General features: G+C 37.4%; 13 protein-coding genes, 2 pseudogenes and 1 riboswitch. Of the genes and pseudogenes, 9 read left to right on the forward strand and 6 right to left on the reverse strand.

Annotated elements, in window-relative coordinates:
* Positions 1-1,080 (forward strand): tyrosine recombinase XerS, encoded by a 1,080-nt coding sequence (xerS, locus tag SH603_RS06290; protein ID WP_321533663.1) that lies wholly within the window; start codon positions 1-3, stop codon positions 1,078-1,080.
* A 72-nt stretch (positions 1,081-1,152) separates the two neighbouring features.
* Positions 1,153-1,311 (forward strand): hypothetical protein, encoded by a 159-nt coding sequence (locus SH603_RS06295; RefSeq protein WP_169472793.1) that lies wholly within the window; start codon positions 1,153-1,155, stop codon positions 1,309-1,311.
* Positions 1,312-1,415: 104 nt separating this feature from the next.
* On the opposite strand, the pseudogene SH603_RS06300 reads toward SH603_RS06295, so the two are convergent.
* Positions 1,416-3,721: pseudogene (locus SH603_RS06300) on the reverse strand (glycoside hydrolase family 68 protein).
* Positions 3,722-4,156: 435 nt separating this feature from the next.
* Here SH603_RS06300 and SH603_RS06305 point away from each other — a divergent pair.
* Positions 4,157-5,011 carry a patatin family protein gene (locus tag SH603_RS06305; RefSeq protein WP_169472794.1) on the forward strand — a complete coding sequence of 285 codons (855 nt, stop codon included), beginning with the start codon at positions 4,157-4,159 and terminating at the stop codon, positions 5,009-5,011.
* Positions 5,012-5,027: 16 nt separating this feature from the next.
* The gene (locus SH603_RS06310) at positions 5,028-5,675 is read left to right on the forward strand and encodes a site-specific integrase (RefSeq protein WP_003663651.1); all 648 of its coding nucleotides are present in this window, start codon (positions 5,028-5,030) and stop codon (positions 5,673-5,675) included.
* Between the two features lie 304 nt (positions 5,676-5,979).
* Here SH603_RS06310 and SH603_RS06315 read toward each other — a convergent pair whose 3' ends face one another.
* The 3 genes from SH603_RS06315 to SH603_RS06325 form a co-directional block, all read right to left on the reverse strand.
* Complete coding sequence (locus SH603_RS06315) at positions 5,980-7,107, reverse strand: hypothetical protein (protein ID WP_321533664.1); 1,128 nt, start codon at positions 7,105-7,107, stop codon at positions 5,980-5,982.
* 132 nt (positions 7,108-7,239) lie between these two features.
* Complete coding sequence (locus SH603_RS06320; RefSeq protein ID WP_321533665.1) at positions 7,240-7,869, reverse strand: DUF6933 domain-containing protein; 630 nt, start codon at positions 7,867-7,869, stop codon at positions 7,240-7,242.
* Positions 7,870-8,175, reverse strand: coding sequence for a hypothetical protein (locus tag SH603_RS06325; RefSeq protein WP_169472796.1), 306 nt, complete (start codon positions 8,173-8,175; stop codon positions 7,870-7,872). It abuts the gene before it with no gap.
* Between the two features lie 116 nt (positions 8,176-8,291).
* Positions 8,292-8,397: riboswitch (TPP riboswitch) on the forward strand.
* Positions 8,398-8,454: 57 nt separating this feature from the next.
* Here SH603_RS06325 and thiM point away from each other — a divergent pair.
* The 3 genes from thiM to thiE are packed head-to-tail and all read left to right on the forward strand — an operon-like array spanning position 8,455 to position 10,719.
* On the forward strand, positions 8,455-9,264 hold the full coding sequence (thiM, locus tag SH603_RS06330) for a hydroxyethylthiazole kinase (RefSeq protein WP_321533666.1): 810 nt from the start codon (positions 8,455-8,457) through the stop codon (positions 9,262-9,264).
* Entirely contained in the window at positions 9,257-10,075 is an 819-nt protein-coding gene (gene thiD / locus SH603_RS06335) for a bifunctional hydroxymethylpyrimidine kinase/phosphomethylpyrimidine kinase (protein ID WP_321533667.1), read from the forward strand. Before thiM ends, thiD begins: the two co-directional genes overlap by 8 nt.
* Entirely contained in the window at positions 10,072-10,719 is a 648-nt protein-coding gene (thiE, locus tag SH603_RS06340; RefSeq protein WP_321533668.1) for a thiamine phosphate synthase, read from the forward strand. The genes thiD and thiE overlap by 4 nt, the downstream gene beginning before the upstream one ends.
* A 75-nt stretch (positions 10,720-10,794) precedes the next feature.
* Here the strand turns inward: thiE and SH603_RS06345 are convergent, their stop codons facing one another.
* The gene (locus SH603_RS06345) at positions 10,795-12,054 is read right to left on the reverse strand and encodes a chloride channel protein (RefSeq protein ID WP_321533669.1); all 1,260 of its coding nucleotides are present in this window, start codon (positions 12,052-12,054) and stop codon (positions 10,795-10,797) included.
* A gap of 198 nt (positions 12,055-12,252) precedes the next feature.
* Between SH603_RS06345 and SH603_RS06350 the strand changes: the two genes are divergently transcribed.
* Positions 12,253-13,383, forward strand: a complete 1,131-nt coding sequence (locus tag SH603_RS06350; protein WP_321533670.1) for an IS30 family transposase — start codon at positions 12,253-12,255, stop codon at positions 13,381-13,383.
* Between the two features lie 121 nt (positions 13,384-13,504).
* Here the strand turns inward: SH603_RS06350 and SH603_RS06355 are convergent.
* Positions 13,505-15,811, reverse strand: a pseudogene (locus SH603_RS06355) (glycoside hydrolase family 31 protein).
* Positions 15,812-15,953: 142 nt separating this feature from the next.
* Between SH603_RS06355 and SH603_RS06360 the strand changes: the two are divergent.
* A complete protein-coding gene (locus SH603_RS06360; protein ID WP_003672703.1) occupies positions 15,954-16,595 on the forward strand; it encodes a phosphatase PAP2 family protein in 642 nt (213 codons plus the stop codon).
* Positions 16,596-16,664: the final 69 nt, after the last annotated feature.

Genomic DNA, 16,664 nt, shown 5'->3' on the forward strand with positions numbered 1-16,664 from the left:
ATGGAAGCAGATAAATATTTAAAGCTAATTCAAGAGGAGCTTCAGAACCTTCCTGATTATGTTAATGAGTATTATTTGGGGACCAACCATGCAGTCACAACAACCTATCAGTACTTAACTGAAATCCGCCGATTCTTTGATTGGTTACGGTCAAGTGGACTTATCTCTATTAACTCTAATAAGGACTTACCAATTGATACGCTGGCTAATTTACGGCGTAGCGATGTAATGCTGTATATCGATTATTTACAGCATACTACCAATGCGCAAGGACGGTTAAATTCTCCCACTTCAATTAATCGCTCTATTAATGCATTAAGGTCATTGTATAAATTTTTAACAGTCACCGCAGATAACAATAATGGCGAGTCTTATTTTGACCGTAATGTAATGCTGAAAATCGACTCACTTAATGATACAAAAACATTAAATTATCGGGCTCATACGCTGGCTTCACACATGTACCGGGGACAAATGAAATTTGATTTTATCACTTTCATTGAAGAAGAATACCCTAATAAATGTGATAAAAGAGCTCTCCCCTCTTATAAAGTCAATAAGGAACGAGATATTGCAATTATTGCTCTTATTTTAGGAACAGGTGTCCGGGTATCCGAGGCAGCTAACGTAAACCTTGGGGATTTAAACTTGAAGCAATCACTGCTGGACGTAACAAGAAAAGGTGGCCAGAGAGATTCAGTGCCAATTGCACCTTGGGCTATTACTTATATCAAAGCTTATCAAGCGATTCGTGCACAGCGATACCACGCTTTAAAAAAAGATACTGCTTTCTTCCTAACCGTTTATCACAAGCAAACTCGACGGATGACAGCTAATGCAATTGAAAAAATGGTCAAAAAGTATTCAACTGCATTTGGACATCCTCTTACTCCCCATAAATTACGTCATACCCTTGCTTCTGAAATGTATGAGGTAACGAAAGATCAGGTATTAGTAGCCCAACAGTTGGGACAAAAAGGAACATCTGCTACTGATCTATATACCCACGTTGACCAGAAACAGCAACGTGATGCTCTTAAAGAAATTAGTGAAACTTCATATAAAAAGACAAATGAATAAAAGGCTTTTCTATAAAGATAATCTTCGCTATAATGTTAAGCGGTGTATAAATTTTTTATGGAGGAGAAAATTTTGGGCTTTATTACCTCACTATTTGGAAAGAAGCAATATGTTTGTCCATTTTGTCATGAGCACTATACTTTTTCTGCGATGCATGCACGCAAGATAGCCGACAAAGATGGGCAAATTCATTGTTACTACTGTCGTAAGGTCTTACAACAATTGCATTAGTATTAATGATAATTCGCTTTTTTACAATAAAAACTTTCAAAATAAAAAACCGTTAAGCTGAATTTAAGGCCTAGCGGTTTTATTTTTTAAAGTATTTAGTTAAATCAACGTTTGTTAATTCCTGCAAGACCAAACATACTAAGCAATGTTCCCATACCTAGGCCAATCATGGCTTTATTGGCGTTATTTCCAGTTTGTGGCAAACGATTATTAGTTTGAGTTTCAGGTTGCTTAGGCGTTTCTGGAGTTAAAGGAACTTCCGGAGTATTAGGTGTCTCAGGGGTTTTTGGTGTAGTTGGCGTTTCAGGATCATACGGTTTTAATCCATAACCAATTAAGTCCCAATCAACAGGTTTATCACGTTCCCAAGGTAAAGCAGCGGAGTCTAAATCACCAATCATATCAAGATTTTCGCTTGAATCATCCCAAATCCAATCTCCTTGGTTAGTCATTTTAGCTAAAACAGTAGTTGTATTATCAGGATTAATTTGTAACAAGAAGCTTGGTGCCCAGGTCGAGTCCATGCCCTCTCCAGCTACTCCATTTCTATTAGTCATATATGAAGTAACTAATACTTGGTCATCTTTTCCGGCAACAGGGACAGCGTAATATGAATAAGTTGCTGTTCGTCAGTTTGCGGGAACAGAAGCAGTCAAGACCACTCCAGAATCATTTAATGGCTTATAAGATCCAGTTAGACTATCAGCAACATATCCGACCATTGCAACATTATCACCAACGGTATAATTGGCATTCATCCAAGCATCGACATTACTTTCTCGATTTAAACGGGTAGCGGCAAACAAGTAATACTTATTACCTAACTTAACAACATTTGGTCGCTCAATTTCATCACTTACCATTGGTGCAGAAATTAATGGTGAGTATAATTCTGCCACTTTAGGATTCTTTTCGTCCTTGTTTAGTTTGAGGATACCGATAGCTGCATTAGCCCAAGTTGCCCGACTCTTAATATCATCATTGGAAAGAATTCTAAATAAGCTCTTGATATTAAATGCGTCATCTCCGCCATAATTTAACCAGTTATAAATTTGGTCCTCGCCTTGATAATTTTCTGAACCAGTACTTGCTTCAAAAACAAGATACCGATCACCATTATCATCTTCAATTACATGAGCATCATGCATTGCAATATTATCAGCACCCTTGTTAGTAGCTTTCCATTGATCATAAGTTTGGTAGTAATAGCCATCACCTTCGAATACAATATGATCATTTGCTACCTGAGCGATTGACACATTTCCATTATTATCAGTTAAATAAAGAGTAGCGCTAGCAATTTTTTGATGATTGGTATTGTTATCAGATGTGTCTACCCTTGTATAAAATAATTGGATAGAGTTATCACTGTTCAAAACAGCTGATCCTGACCATTCTTGTGAAAGCGCGGTAGCATTATAGCCAAAAATTGGACCTGCATTCTTCCAATGACTTAATTCATTATCACCATACTTATTATATAAGAGATAGATGTGATTATCATTTTGGTTTGGAATCCCCATCATCGCGATGACAAGTTGATAGCCATTCCAATTAGCAACTTGTCCTGTCCGAACATCTTGAACTGGCCATGAATCCCATACATCTAAAGGCTCAATAGTATTAGTTTGTGCATCTTTAGTTGTAGCGGCAGGCATATTTTTGATTTCACTTGCCTTAAAGAATGGAACTGTATACCGACCATCTTGTTTGATTAACGTATCGGCAATCTTTTGGAAGTCATTATAAGTCATTTGTGTACCAGACTTTGCAGTTTTCGAGAAGTTCATCTTATTTAATGCTTTAATCTGGTCATCAGTTAAACTGTTAGGATCAATTCCCGCCTTTTTTACAACGTTTTCAGCATCCTTGTTTAACTTATCGGCAGTATTTTTTTACTGGATTGTTGATCATCGTTTTTGGCAACTGAAGAATCATTAGTGTTTACAGCTAGTTCGCTTTTGGCTTCAGAAGATTCGTTAGCGGGTGCAGTTTTTTGCGTGTCATCATTTTTGGCTGTATTAGCATTTTCTTGAGCCACTTTACTATCTGTGTTATTTAATGAAGCTGTGGAACTTGTAGATGATGTTGTTGCAGCAGAACTTGCTACTTGACTGTTAGAATTTTGTGTATTAGCGGCAGAAGAAGCACTATTTGCATTAGCAGAATTTTTAATAGTCGCATCACTAGCTGCACTAACTTGACCACTACCAAGTGTCACACTTTTAACAGCAATATCATTATCGCCTGTTGTAACTTGTATAGTAGAAGAATCATTATTTTTAGTATTCGTGTCCGCGGATGCGTTTACAGTTGTTGCACCAAACACCAACGCAGCAGTAGAGAGTGTAACGACTGCCCAATTTTTACCGCTTTTATACATTTTCTTATGTTCCTTGCGTTCTAGCATAGAAATAACCCCGTTTCTTTACTTTTTTGCTAAACGTTTAACAATTAACTGTGCATTGTTTTATTATGATTATCTTAAATTATCAATAGTTTCTTCATAAAAAGTTCATATTTAAATATTTACTCATTTTTTTGATAGCAATATGCGTTTTTCTTCTGAGACGAAGTGTAACGACCTACTACTTATCAAAATGAATTTCAGTTCGTCTGAGAGGCAAAAGCTGTTTTTACTCCTATTTTTGTATTATTTTAAAATTAGTAAGACTCTTTTGATAAAAGAGTCTTACATTAACCGAGAATAAACGTTGATATAACAAGCTTTTAAAATCCTATATTTTCGTGTAAGACTGTTGTATAATTTTATTGAAAAAGTGTCTCGCTAAAAATTAGGTCATTTTTGCTATTTTTAGTGGACAAAAAGGAGTTATTTCATTTTATGTTATATAATGCAGCATTAGTTTTAGAAGGTGGCGCATTCCGTGGCCAATACACTGCCGGAATTGTCGATACATTTCTCGCTCACCATATTGAATTTCAAAGTGTAATTGGCGTTTCTGCTGGTTCGCTTTGTGGAGTTAATTTCGTCTCTAAGCAATACGGACGCGCGGCCAATATTAATATTAATCATCGGCACGATCGCCAATATATCTCGATGGCTCGCGTATTTAAAAAGCAAATAATTAATCTTGATTACCTTTTTGAGGATCACGGATATTCTTGGCAGAATTTTAATGAAGCAGCCTATCGTCGGTCAGCCTCTCATTTCACAGCCGTCGCTACTTCAGTAAAAACAGGAAAAACAGTTTTATTTACGGATCCTGTTGGTGAGGAGCTAACCAATGCCCTCAAAGCTTCCTCATCAATGCCATTTCTTTCAGATCCACAGGAAACTTCCCAAGGTCCTTGCCTTGATGGTGGGATCACAGATTCAATTCCATTTGATATTGCACAACAACAAGGTTATGACAAGATTGTTGTTGTTCGAACCAGGGATGTTAACTACCGAAAGAAGCCGTCCAGTTCTGCTGTAAAGAAGTTATACGACATGGTATATAAAGATTATCCCGAATTTGCTAAAGCGGGGATTAATCGTCTCCTTCTCTACAACCAACAGATTGCTGAAATCAATCGTTTATCTCGTGAAGGAAAGATCTTTAATATTGCTCCCTCTAAACCAATTAAAATTAAGCGGATTGAAGGAAATATTAAGAAGATTCGAGCACTTTATGAAACTGGGCGGAAAGAAGGAGAGGAAATCGTCCCTGCTTTAGTTGATTACCTCGCAAATTAACAAAGGAAGAAATATTATGTCAACTAAGAAACGCGTTTATATTCCCAAAAATAAGACGAATGGTCAAATTAAGGGTAAACGGAAAATATGGGTAGAAAATGTTAAGTTTTTGACCCTTGAAGAATATGATCAGTTACGTGAGACAATTAAATTGCATTCTCGTCCTGAATTGGTTAATCGTAACCTATTACTAATTGCAATTGCCCTCAATAATGGATTACGAGCATCAGACGTTGTAACGTTAAGAGTTGGTCATGTTCTAAATAAAACTAAAACCCGTGTTATTGAACAAAAAACTGGTAAAGCTAAAACGCTCTTTTGGAATAATTGCCTTGCCGAGATTATTGATTACCTTAATGATTTAGATTATAAAGATGAAAATGATTACCTTTTCCCTGGAAAACAAGAAGGCCATTTTTCTGTACACGGCTTTTATGAGATGCTTCAACGAATGGCTAGAAAAACGGAAAACAATAAAATCGTTGCTAAGATTGGAACGCACTCTTTTAGAAAGACTTTTGGTCGACAACTCTATAAGAAAGGTGTTAACGTTGAAATTATTTCCCAGTTGTTTAACCACTCCTCTGAACGAAATACACGTCACTACCTAGGGATTGAACAAGAAGACCTCGATAAAGTTGTTCAAAACTTTAAATTTGAATAGTTATTATTCCAAATATTATGTAAACTAAAATATTTAGTCATTTCCCTAATAGACTTAGGAAAATAATTCATTAGAATTAAAGTCCCGAAATGTCAATTTAAGTTAGAAAGCCGGCTTTTTGGGAGGAATTTAAGTAGGCCTTATGCAAATAACATAATTTTAATAGCTATTTATATCCTAACTGTTGATATTAACTAAATTTAACATTGAATTGAAGAAGTCTTATCATTCAATTGATTTAAGCTCTTCATAAGCAAAAAGATGGCGACGTTGAGAAAAAGCTTTTCTCGTGTCTCCATCTTTTTTATAATTCTTCGGCTTGTTTATACAGCTTCGAGATTACTTTTGGCGGTAAATTACTATTTTCAAGGAAGTTAAGCAACTCATCACGGTTAATTATTCCTGCTTGAATTCCACTTATAATCTCATTTGACAGTTTAGGATCTTCCAAATTAATTTCCATTTCAGCAACCAATTTAGTAATATCTTTGGTCATTAACAATTCATAATTAGACCATCCCCGGTTCCACGGGCGCCGGATATTTGTCGCAATTAATACTAACAGTTTAATCAATGGTTCATTAGTTTTATCCTGTTTAACACTAAGGCCGTGCTCCTCGTTTAAAAATGCAACAACCTTATTGATAGCCTCATTTACACTTGATAATTCAAGTCCATAAGCGCTCATTTTCAATTGATAAAGGGATAGGAAAGCAGCGCCTTTAACATCGTCCCCAGATAATCCATATTGGTTAGCAAGCAACTCTTCCAAATCTTGTTGATAGTTACTGATATTGGCAAATGGATTAAATTTATTGTCAATTAAGACTTCTTTTTCTGGAATATAGTATGGAAGGCCCTGTTGATGTTTATAAAACGAAGGAAGTCTATCTCCATCTTTAATAAGAAGTGGACTAAAGATAAAAATTTCAGGAGCAATATCAACATCCCTAAATTCTTCTCTAAAGTCAATAATAAAGTATTCCATCGTCATTTCATTGAATTTATTTTGGATGTATTGATCGAATCGTTCTTTATCAATTGATGGATTTTGGCCATGAATAATTTGGTAAGCCTGTTGTGCAGAAATAAGGCCATACAAAGCAACAAATGATTTGAGATATTCGTCAATCATTTTATCAGTTTGTGGATCGAATACTACTGGAAGTTTATCTGATTCACTAAATAATGAAGCAAGAAAATCTTCTATCGTTTGATCTTCCTCCTCATCTTCGTCAAAGTCGACCGGATCTTTTTGCGTGTATACGAGAATGTCATCGTATTCATTATCACTAATAATGTCTTTATCTTTTAAGTACTTTGCTAGTTTTTTCAACGAGGCCTTAATATTCGTTCGTTCTGTTTTGCCTACTCCGTGAAATTCCAGTTCATCAACACTAGTTTGAATATCAAGATTAAAAATAGTGCTCAAACGATAGGCGACCCATTCATTAAGATAAAATTGCAAGTTATCTCGATAGCGGCGAATAGTTTTAGTACTATAATTATGTTTAGCATCAGCAAGAAAGAGGTCTAAGAGTTGATTATTTGCGTCTTGGATTTGTTAGATTGCATTATCAACTCCATCGGCAGTAAGTTTTTCTCCATCTACCTGACTTAATTTCTTTAACTTATTAGTAATTTCTTTTAAGTACAGTTCTTCCAAATTTACGTGTTTAATGCTAAACGGTTGAGCCATTTCGATTACCTTAACCGTCTCGCCTTCACCAACATAAATTCTACCTTTTTGCTGTACCTTTTTAAGCAATGCTTTTGCTAAGTCTATTTCATTAGTGCTAGTTTTTTGTGGCTTTATGACATTCTGATAAAAATCGGTTATAGTTTTTACTTGTAGAGGGTGAATCGTTTTATTGATTTGCCAATCCCCACCGGTTGCTAAGTAATCTGTCAATGACTCAGCAGACAGTCCTAGCTCTTGCCAAATTATTGCTAGTTGCTTCTCAAACCGCTCTTTAATCGTCTGTTTATTTTTAGCATTTACATCAAATAAGACAATTGCCATGGTAGTAGCATCATTTAAGAAAATCATGTTCTTTTTGCGTTTAGCGGTATAGTAAGTAGCATGCCATGAAAAAAGCGGATTAGCTAATGCTCCTGCCACAGTCTCTTCGCTCATTGCTTGTTGATAAGTATTAAATAGTTTCTGTGCTTTCTTTTCGACGTTAATAAACACTTAGTTTCCCCCATCTCTTTTCGTAATCATTACATTTCCATCTTCTGGATTTCCATAGACTTCATAAGCACCATTGAGCTTAATTTCCCGATAGTCTTGACCGGCATAGTTTCCTTTAATCGTATACTTTCCATCTGGTAAGGTGCCAACAGGTTGGAAGAGCTCTGGTACCGGCTTTTTATCTGTGACGATAATTTCAAATTCGCCGTCTACTCCCCCATTGCTAAATGTCAACTTTTGACTAGTGTCATCATTAATAATGATAACTTCAGCTTTATCAGTAGTCTGACGTATTTCTTCTTCCATTTCTAAATTCTCCTACCTTTTTATTTATTACATTTTACAATTATCATTCCCATTTTGCCAATTATCTTTATTGATATTCATAAAGAATAATTTGCGGCATACTATTAATAGACAATTTATTGCATTAGGGGTGCCCATAGTGCTGGGCTGAGATGTGCAGAGACGCATGGACTCTAGAACCTGTAAGTTAACGCTTGCGTAGGAAAATGCACTGAACTTTAATACTCAAAGTAGGTGTATTTCCTACCTTGAGTATTTTTTATTTAAGGAGCTAATTTTATGGTACAACGTCAAATTAACTGGTCACTAATCGATCGGGTTCGTGCTAAAAATCCGATTGTCCTTAACCTGGCCAATTTAGTAACAATTGATAAAGTTGCCGATGCCGTTAGTGCTGTCGGAGCGTCGCCAATCATGTCTGTTGAACCTGCTGAAGCGGATGAAATGGTGATGCTAGCAAATGCCCTTTCTATCAATCTCGGAACGATTAATGAACATCAGGCAACACAAATTAGAACGGTTCTGCGAGCTGCCACGCCACTAAAGCCCCTCGTTTTAGATCCAGTAGCGGTAAGTGCGGTTCCATCCCGCTTAAAGTTTGCCCACTCATTGCTAAATGATTTTCATTTTGATGTTATTCGTGGTAACGCCAGTGAAATTGCTGCTTTAGTAGAAGCTGACAATACTAGTCATGGAATCGACGCTGGTAAAGTTCCTAATCAGGTTCAAATTGCCGAAACGTGTGCTCGACGTTACCATTCAATTGTAGTCTTGACTGGTGAAACTGACATAATAACTGATGGGCAAGTTGTCTATGAAAATCCCTTTTCTGCCGAGATGTTAACGATGAATGTGGGTAGTGGCGACATGCTTTCTAGTATCATCGCTGCATTTTTAGGGACTACTACTAATACTTGGGATGCATGTATTGTTGCAACGGTTTTGGTATCTGCTGCTGGAGTATTAGCTAACCGTTATTCAGTCGGACTCGGTTCGTGGCAAGTACAATTTTTTGACCAGCTTTCGATTATGGATACGAAAGCATTACTAGAATTCTTTGATGAAAGTGAGGAAGATTACCTTGATTAATGATTATCCCCAGGCTCTAACAATTGCTGGAACTGATAGTGGTGGTGGTGCTGGTATTCCAGCAGATGTAAAGACGATGCAAATGCGCGGCGTATACTCAGCGATGGTAGTCGTAGCGGTCACAGCCCAAAATACATTAGGAGTGCAAGATGCCCTGCCAATGCCTGAAAAATTAATTAATGAGCAATTCGCTTCAATTGCTGGTGATTTGAAAATTAGGGCTTGTAAAACGGGGATGCTGGCTGACCCTATCCGTGTAAGAACTGTTTTACGAAATTTAAAGAAATATGATTTGGGACCGCTTATTGTCGATCCGGTCATGGTAGCAAAAGGAGGCGCAAAGTTACTTAGTGATGATGCAATTTCAATTGTAAGGGATGAACTTATCCCCCTCGCCTCTCTGGTTACGCCAAACATTCCAGAAGCTTGTGAGTTGACGGGAATTGCAATAAGGGATAAAAATGATATTAAAAAGGCTGCCCGCGAATTACAAGAGCGCGGAGCAAAAAATATTCTCATAAAAGGTGGCCATGCAGAATCTTCAGACAAGGCTGATGATTATATTTTATTTGAAGATGGTAATGATATGTGGTTAACTGCGCCTCGTGTTAATACTAAAAATACTCATGGGACTGGTGATACAATTTCTGCATGTATTACTGCGGAAATTGCTAAGGGTCACTCCATGGAACAGGCAATTATGATTGGGAAGACATATGTCGAAAAGACGATTAGTAAGGGTATTAATGTTGGTCATGGGCATGGGCCACTTAATCACTGGGTTAAAATTGAAGGAGACGATCTAAAATGATATTTGATCCAAAAATGTTACAAGTATACTTAGTTGGTGGAACACAAGATGTTCATAATGACGTTGTTAAATTTCTCGAAAAAGTGGAGCTAGCAATGAAGAGTGGTATCACCGCCTTCCAATATCGAGAAAAAGGAAACTCGAAGTTACGGCCTAATGAACGAGTAGACTTAGGACTAGAATTACGGACCTTATGTACGCACTATGCGATTCCATTGATTGTTGATGACGACTATGAATTGGCCCAGCAAATTAACGCTGATGGAGTTCACGTTGGGCAAAATGATACTAAGATTGAACAAGTATCTGTCGCTGTAGGTCATCAGATGTTCATTGGCTACTCCTGTAATACACCAGAACAAGTTGAACGCGCTAATACAATGGACTTTGTTGATTATATCGGTTGTGGCCCTGTTTTCCCTACAAAATCAAAGCCTGACGCCGATACTGCTATTGGGATCAATCGTCTTGAACGTTTAAACATGATCAGTGAGCGTCCTGTAGTTGCAATTGGGGGTATCGATGAAGAAAATATGAAAGTTGTTCACGACACTGGAGTTGCAGGTCTAGCTGTTATTTCCTTAGTCTTTGATAGCAAGGATCTTGTAGCAACTGTAAAGAAAATGAAGAATTTGTATAAATAAAATAGCAAGGTTGAAAGTTGAAGGGATTTCTCTTTCAGCCTTGCCATTTTATTAGGTAATATTTTTTACTAAAGATTATTTTGTACTTGCTTTTGCTTCCTGCATCCATTTTGAAATTCCAATTGAAATTGCGACTCCAATCCCCAGGGGAAGAAAAGCTGTAAAGTTAAGGTGACAAACTTCAAATAACATAAATAATGCCATTAACGGTGCCTGCTGTGACGCTGCTAAAAATAATGAGGCACCGATAACTGCACACTGAGTTAAAGTCACAACCGGGAAGAAGTGCATATAAGGAATACCGAGAAATACTCCAATAACTGCTCCAGCGGCAATCGATGGTGTCAGTGTTCCTCCATAGCCCCCACATTTGATTGTAAATAAGGTAACCACTACTTTAGCAACGAGGCCAAACAAGAGCGCTCCTAGGACTTGAGAATTGATAGTGGTCGTATTCATGGCTAATTGAGCAAGTCCCCGTCCATTACCCATAATTTGCGGATAAAAAGCTGCAATTGCTCCTGCTGAGAATGATAAAAGCGGTAACTGCCAGAAAATGTTTTTACCCGTTGCCTGTTTACTAGAAGCTGCTTTAACTCCTTGTTTAAACCAGGTTCCGGTTACTCCAAGGATTAAGCCTAACACAATTGCTAATGGAACGGATAGCAAAGAGAAGTCACGACTTCCGACAATATAATATGGTTCGAATCCTTTTAAAATCGAACCAATCATCGTCGCAATTACTGACATGATTAAGCTAACGGAAACTGAACGGGCATTAATGCGCCGGTATAAAATTTCTAAACAGAAAACAGTTCCTGTAATAGGTGCAATATAGACCCCCGCGAATCCGGCTCCAGCAGCAGCGGCGATCAATAAACGTTTATCTTCATCATTAAGGTGCAACCATCGATAAGAATCAAGCACTCGGGACCATTTCTGAGCGATAGCAGCCCCTGCTTCTCGTGGGGCTAATTCACGACCGATGAAATTCCCAGTCCCTACGAAAAAGATCTGGGTAACTACGTGAATAAATGTTTTTCTTAACGGCATTTCTTTACCATTTAGGGCATTTTTAATGCTAACTGGATGATAATGGCGCTGAAGGAAGTACCAAATAATGGTAGCGATTATCCCCCCTATTAGCACCGAGACAAATCGATGAATAGGAAAAATATTAATATTAACCGGAATCTTATTTGTCTCGTTAAAATTTAAAAAATAATGCTCTGTTAAATCTAGAATAGCGCTAAGGATCAATGAGCTAAACCCAACGACTATTCCAAGAACAACCGTTGCAATAGCTAATGAAATGTTCTCTTGCGTTTCTTTCATCTTTTCGTCTCCTATAAAAATAAATCACCTTCCAGTTTATCACGGATGAATGTAAAAAGATAACAGCAATCTTTTAATATGTGGTGGATTATAGAATGAAGTTAGCCACCCAGTTGGTGGTAAATAAAAAACGCCATTCGGCGTGACATCAGGTATCATATTAAGTGAACCAAACCTATATGAAAGGATGTCCGTCAAATGACGCACTTAAATGATACCATGTCTACTAGTTTATTGACTACTCATAAAAAGAATGCTCATCTTACTAAAGAAGAACGTGTGATGATTGCGACTTTAAAGTCGCAAGGACTTTCCAATCGCGCAATTGGTCGCCAATTAGGAGTTAATCATCAAACAATTAATAACGAGCTCAACCGTGGTACGGTCCGCCAACTTCATCGTCAAAAATCTAATGGTAAGATTTACGAATATTCTTACTACATCTATAGTTATGAAGCTGGTCAGGCCACATATCTTGAACATCACCGCCATTCTGGTCGTCATCGCTTATATTATTCTTCAAAGCAATTTTTACGATTAGCTGATCAGCTAATGCTTGGTGAGTTTGACGACCACCATTACTCCCCACAAGCGGTTATTTATAAGGCTCGAGATTTAATGAATGATGGCACCCTGATCCCAAAGTCGGTTGTAACTTTATATCAATGGATTAATGAGGGTGTGCTTCGTACGTCCAATTTAGACCTCTTTGAAAAACCTAAACGTAAGCATCATCGAACTCATCCGCAAGCTAAAAGGTGCTTAGGGCCTAATATTGCTCAACGACCTCAAACTGCGGACCAACGGTCCGAAATTGGCCATTGGGAACTAGATACAGTTCAGGGACAGAAAAACGGTAATGACAGTGTTGTACTAGTAATGACTGATCGCCTTTCACGAGTTAATATCACGAGTAAAATTGCTGGTAAAACTGCGCATGCAGTAAATCAGTTCTTTATAAATTTACGCCAGAAAATGGGCACAGATGCTTACTATCGCATCTTTAAGACAATAACCTCTGACAACGGTTCAGAATTTAGTGAGTTAACACAAGTTCACGATCATGTTTTCTATGCTGATCCGTATTCCCCTTGGGAACGTGGATCCAATGAGATCAATAACCGGTTTCTCCGCAAGGAGATTACCAAAGGTGAAGCTATAAATAACTATAGTAGTGCTCAGATCATAGCGACTAATGATTGGATGAATCACTATCCACGAGCTATGTTTAATGGACATTCGTCAATGGATATCTATCGTAAGGCCTTCTACCAAGAGATATCACAGCTCCATCAACCAATAATCAATTGGTCAGTATTATTTATTTGAGTCCAGTGGCTAACTTATTCTTGAAATTTAGGATCTTTTAATATGTTGGATATTATGTAAACTAAAATACGACCGAAGAATAAGCGCTAAACTTCTTTCTCAGTCGTATTTCTATCTCAGACTATTGTTGGACATACGTCTGTGTTTGTGGATCAAATTCAAATGTCAATTTTTGATCATTTAATTCTACAAAGATCTTTCGATAATTTTTATCATAACCATTATGAAGCATATCTATTGTTGCTCCGTTTTGAGAAGCCTTGATTTGATAAAGGTTGTATTCATCGCCTTGGTAAGCAAAGTCAAGGCCATTATCTTGGTAATGAATATATGAGGCATGTTGTCCATATAAACGGAAGGTCATTGTTTCATTAGGTTCATCACTAGTATGACTTACTTCAGGGCCCCATGGAATAATCGTATTCTTTTTAACGAATAGTGGTAACTTATCAATTGGCGCTTCTACTAAAATTGACCGCTTACCTGCATATTCAACACCGTTCCAAAAGTCAATCCACTCCCCTGCTGGCAAGTAGACTGCTCGCGTATTTTGGCCTTCTTGAACTACTGGAGCAACTAGTAATTCATCGCCAACCATATATTCATCGTTCATTGTCCGAACAGTAGGATCCTGATCGTAGTTTAATACTAACGGACGCATTATTCCGAGCCCATTCTTTGTCTCCTTGTAACAAAGATCGTATAAGAATGGAATAAAACGATACCTTAACTTTAAATACTTCCGGTAGATTGAGAGCGTTGGTTCACCGAATACCCAAGGTTCTTGTTCACGGGTTCCCATTGAAGCGTGATTACGATAGAGAGGACTAAATAAGGCTGCCTCAATCCACCGTGTTAGCATTTCGGCCGTGGCATCTGCACCAAATCCACCAATATCAGTTCCCACAAAGGTAAAGCCACTCATCCCTAAATTACATAATTGAGGAATCATCATTTGTAGATGAGGCCACAAACTTTGGTTATCACCTGTCCAGACGGTTGAATACTTTTGCGTTCCCGCATAAGCAGCCCGAGTAATGACATAAGGTCGTTTATGACTGTATTTCTTTAATCCATTGTAAGTAGCCTTTGCCATATTATGTCCATAAACATTATGCAATTTCTTATGGGTAGAAGGGTACTTTCCGTCACTAAAGACAATATTATCAGGGATTTCACCTTCAAACGATGCTGGTTCGTTCATATCGTCCCAAATTCCAGCTGTTCCGGTATCAACAAGGTATTTACAATTATCAGCCCACCATTGTTGTACCTCTTCTCGGCCAAAGTCAGGGAAAACAGCATCGCCAGGCCAAACCTTATTAACATAAACGGTCCCATCAGGATTCTTAACAAAGTATCCTTTCTTAATTCCTTCTTTATAAATTTTATACTTTTTATCTTGCTTAACACCGGGGTCAATAATCGGCATTACTCTAAATCCTTGGTCTCTTAACTTTGAAACAAATGCTTGAGGATCAGTAAACTTTTCTTTGTTCCAAGTAAATACTCGGTAACCATCCATATAGTCAATGTCAAAGTGGATCACGTCACAGGGAAGATCATTTTCTCGCAATTTAGTCGCAATCTCTTGAACTTTTTCAGGACTTACACTATACCCCCAACGTGATTGCTGATAACCTAGTACCCATTTTTGTGGCAATGGAACGCGCCCAGTAAGGTAAGTATAATTTGTAACAATATCCCTCAAGTGCGGGCCCCCGATAATGTAATAATCAAGATTACCGGCAACTGCAGAATAAAAGTAGTAATTGACATTTTCTTTTCCTAAATCAAGATGACTACGATAAGGATTATCAAAGAAGAGACCGTATGGATGACCATTCTTTAAACCTAACATAAAAGGAATAGACTTATAAAGCCGGGTAAAACTTTCTACTTGGGGTGCTGGATTATCAGTGTTCCAGTTATCGTATTCGTAGCCTCGTTTATTCAAGTACCCGGTTTTATCACCAAGACCATATATCTGTTCATCAGTAGCTAAAGATTTAATTACCTCAAAATATGTCTTATCCTGGTCACTTCCACCAGCAATATCGTGACCTTCTGCAGCAACTAATTTTGCATGAGCCTCATCTAATCCACGGTCAATTGGTGTTCGTTTGCCCTGATAATCAATAATTAATGGATGACCATCTTTGTCATAAACATCTATTTTCTCATCGTCGTATATTTTTACAATTAACGCCGCCGTAGTTAATTCAAGATGGTCACCATGATCTAAGACAGTAAAGTTAGTTTTAGTTGTTTTGTTGCCTTCAATAGCATATGATGCTCCTTTTTCACCGTGATCTTGAAATACCCGAATAATTTCAGGCGTAATAACTGATAAAACTATTGCACTGTTTTAATAATTAATCGTAACTTTTTGATTAACAGTTGCATATCCACGTAATTGGTTGTTCATTAATGTCGTCCTTCCTCTTTTTTACTTTTATTGTATCGCATTTATTTTGAATGTAAACGTTTTCGTGAAGAAGGAATAACTTTTTAAGAATAAATGGGATATAATTAATTGTGATAATGAAAATGAATGAGGCTTATAAATAATGCATAAAAAAGCACAAATCGGATTCGGACTTTTTTGTTGGATTTTATTCGGAGTATTACTCTTTAATGTTTTAACTAAATCTCCATTTGTTCGTTTAATCGATGCAGGTGGCTTTGATCTGACTGCCCCAGTGTCTAAGTTTAAGACTACTATCCTGACCGAATTAACCTTTATGGGTGACCCAGTTACAGTCGGCATTATAACAATCGGCTTAATGCTCCTGTTATGGCGTCGCGGAAGAGCAACTGATAGTGTTTGGTATGGCATGTTACAATTTATTGGTTACTGTTTAGTTATCCTCATCAAGTATAGTGTTACTCGTCTCCGTCCTTCCTTTCGGTTAATTGATGTTAGTGGATATAGTTTCCCAAGTGGGCATACCTTTTCAACTGCTATTTTCACTTTTACGATCCTAGCCCTCCTTTTACCCTATTGTAAAGTTAAGTGGCAGAGGGTAATCTTAGGAATCGTCGGCGCTCTATGGATCATTATTATTATGTATTCGCGAGTTTATTTACGAGCTCATTTTACTTCCGATGTGATCGGGGCCTTTTTATTAGCTAGTGGATGGTGGTTATTAGCTAATAGTCAGCGCGCTATTTTCTTTCATTGGTTACAAAAACCAGTCAATAAAGTCTAACTATCAAAACACTGAGCTGTAATCAATGAGCAATTATAGCTCAGTGTTTTGCTGTTTTATTACTATTTC

Origin of the sequence: Limosilactobacillus reuteri (assembly GCF_034259105.1) — a bacterium.
Lineage (GTDB): Bacteria > Bacillota > Bacilli > Lactobacillales > Lactobacillaceae > Limosilactobacillus > Limosilactobacillus reuteri_G.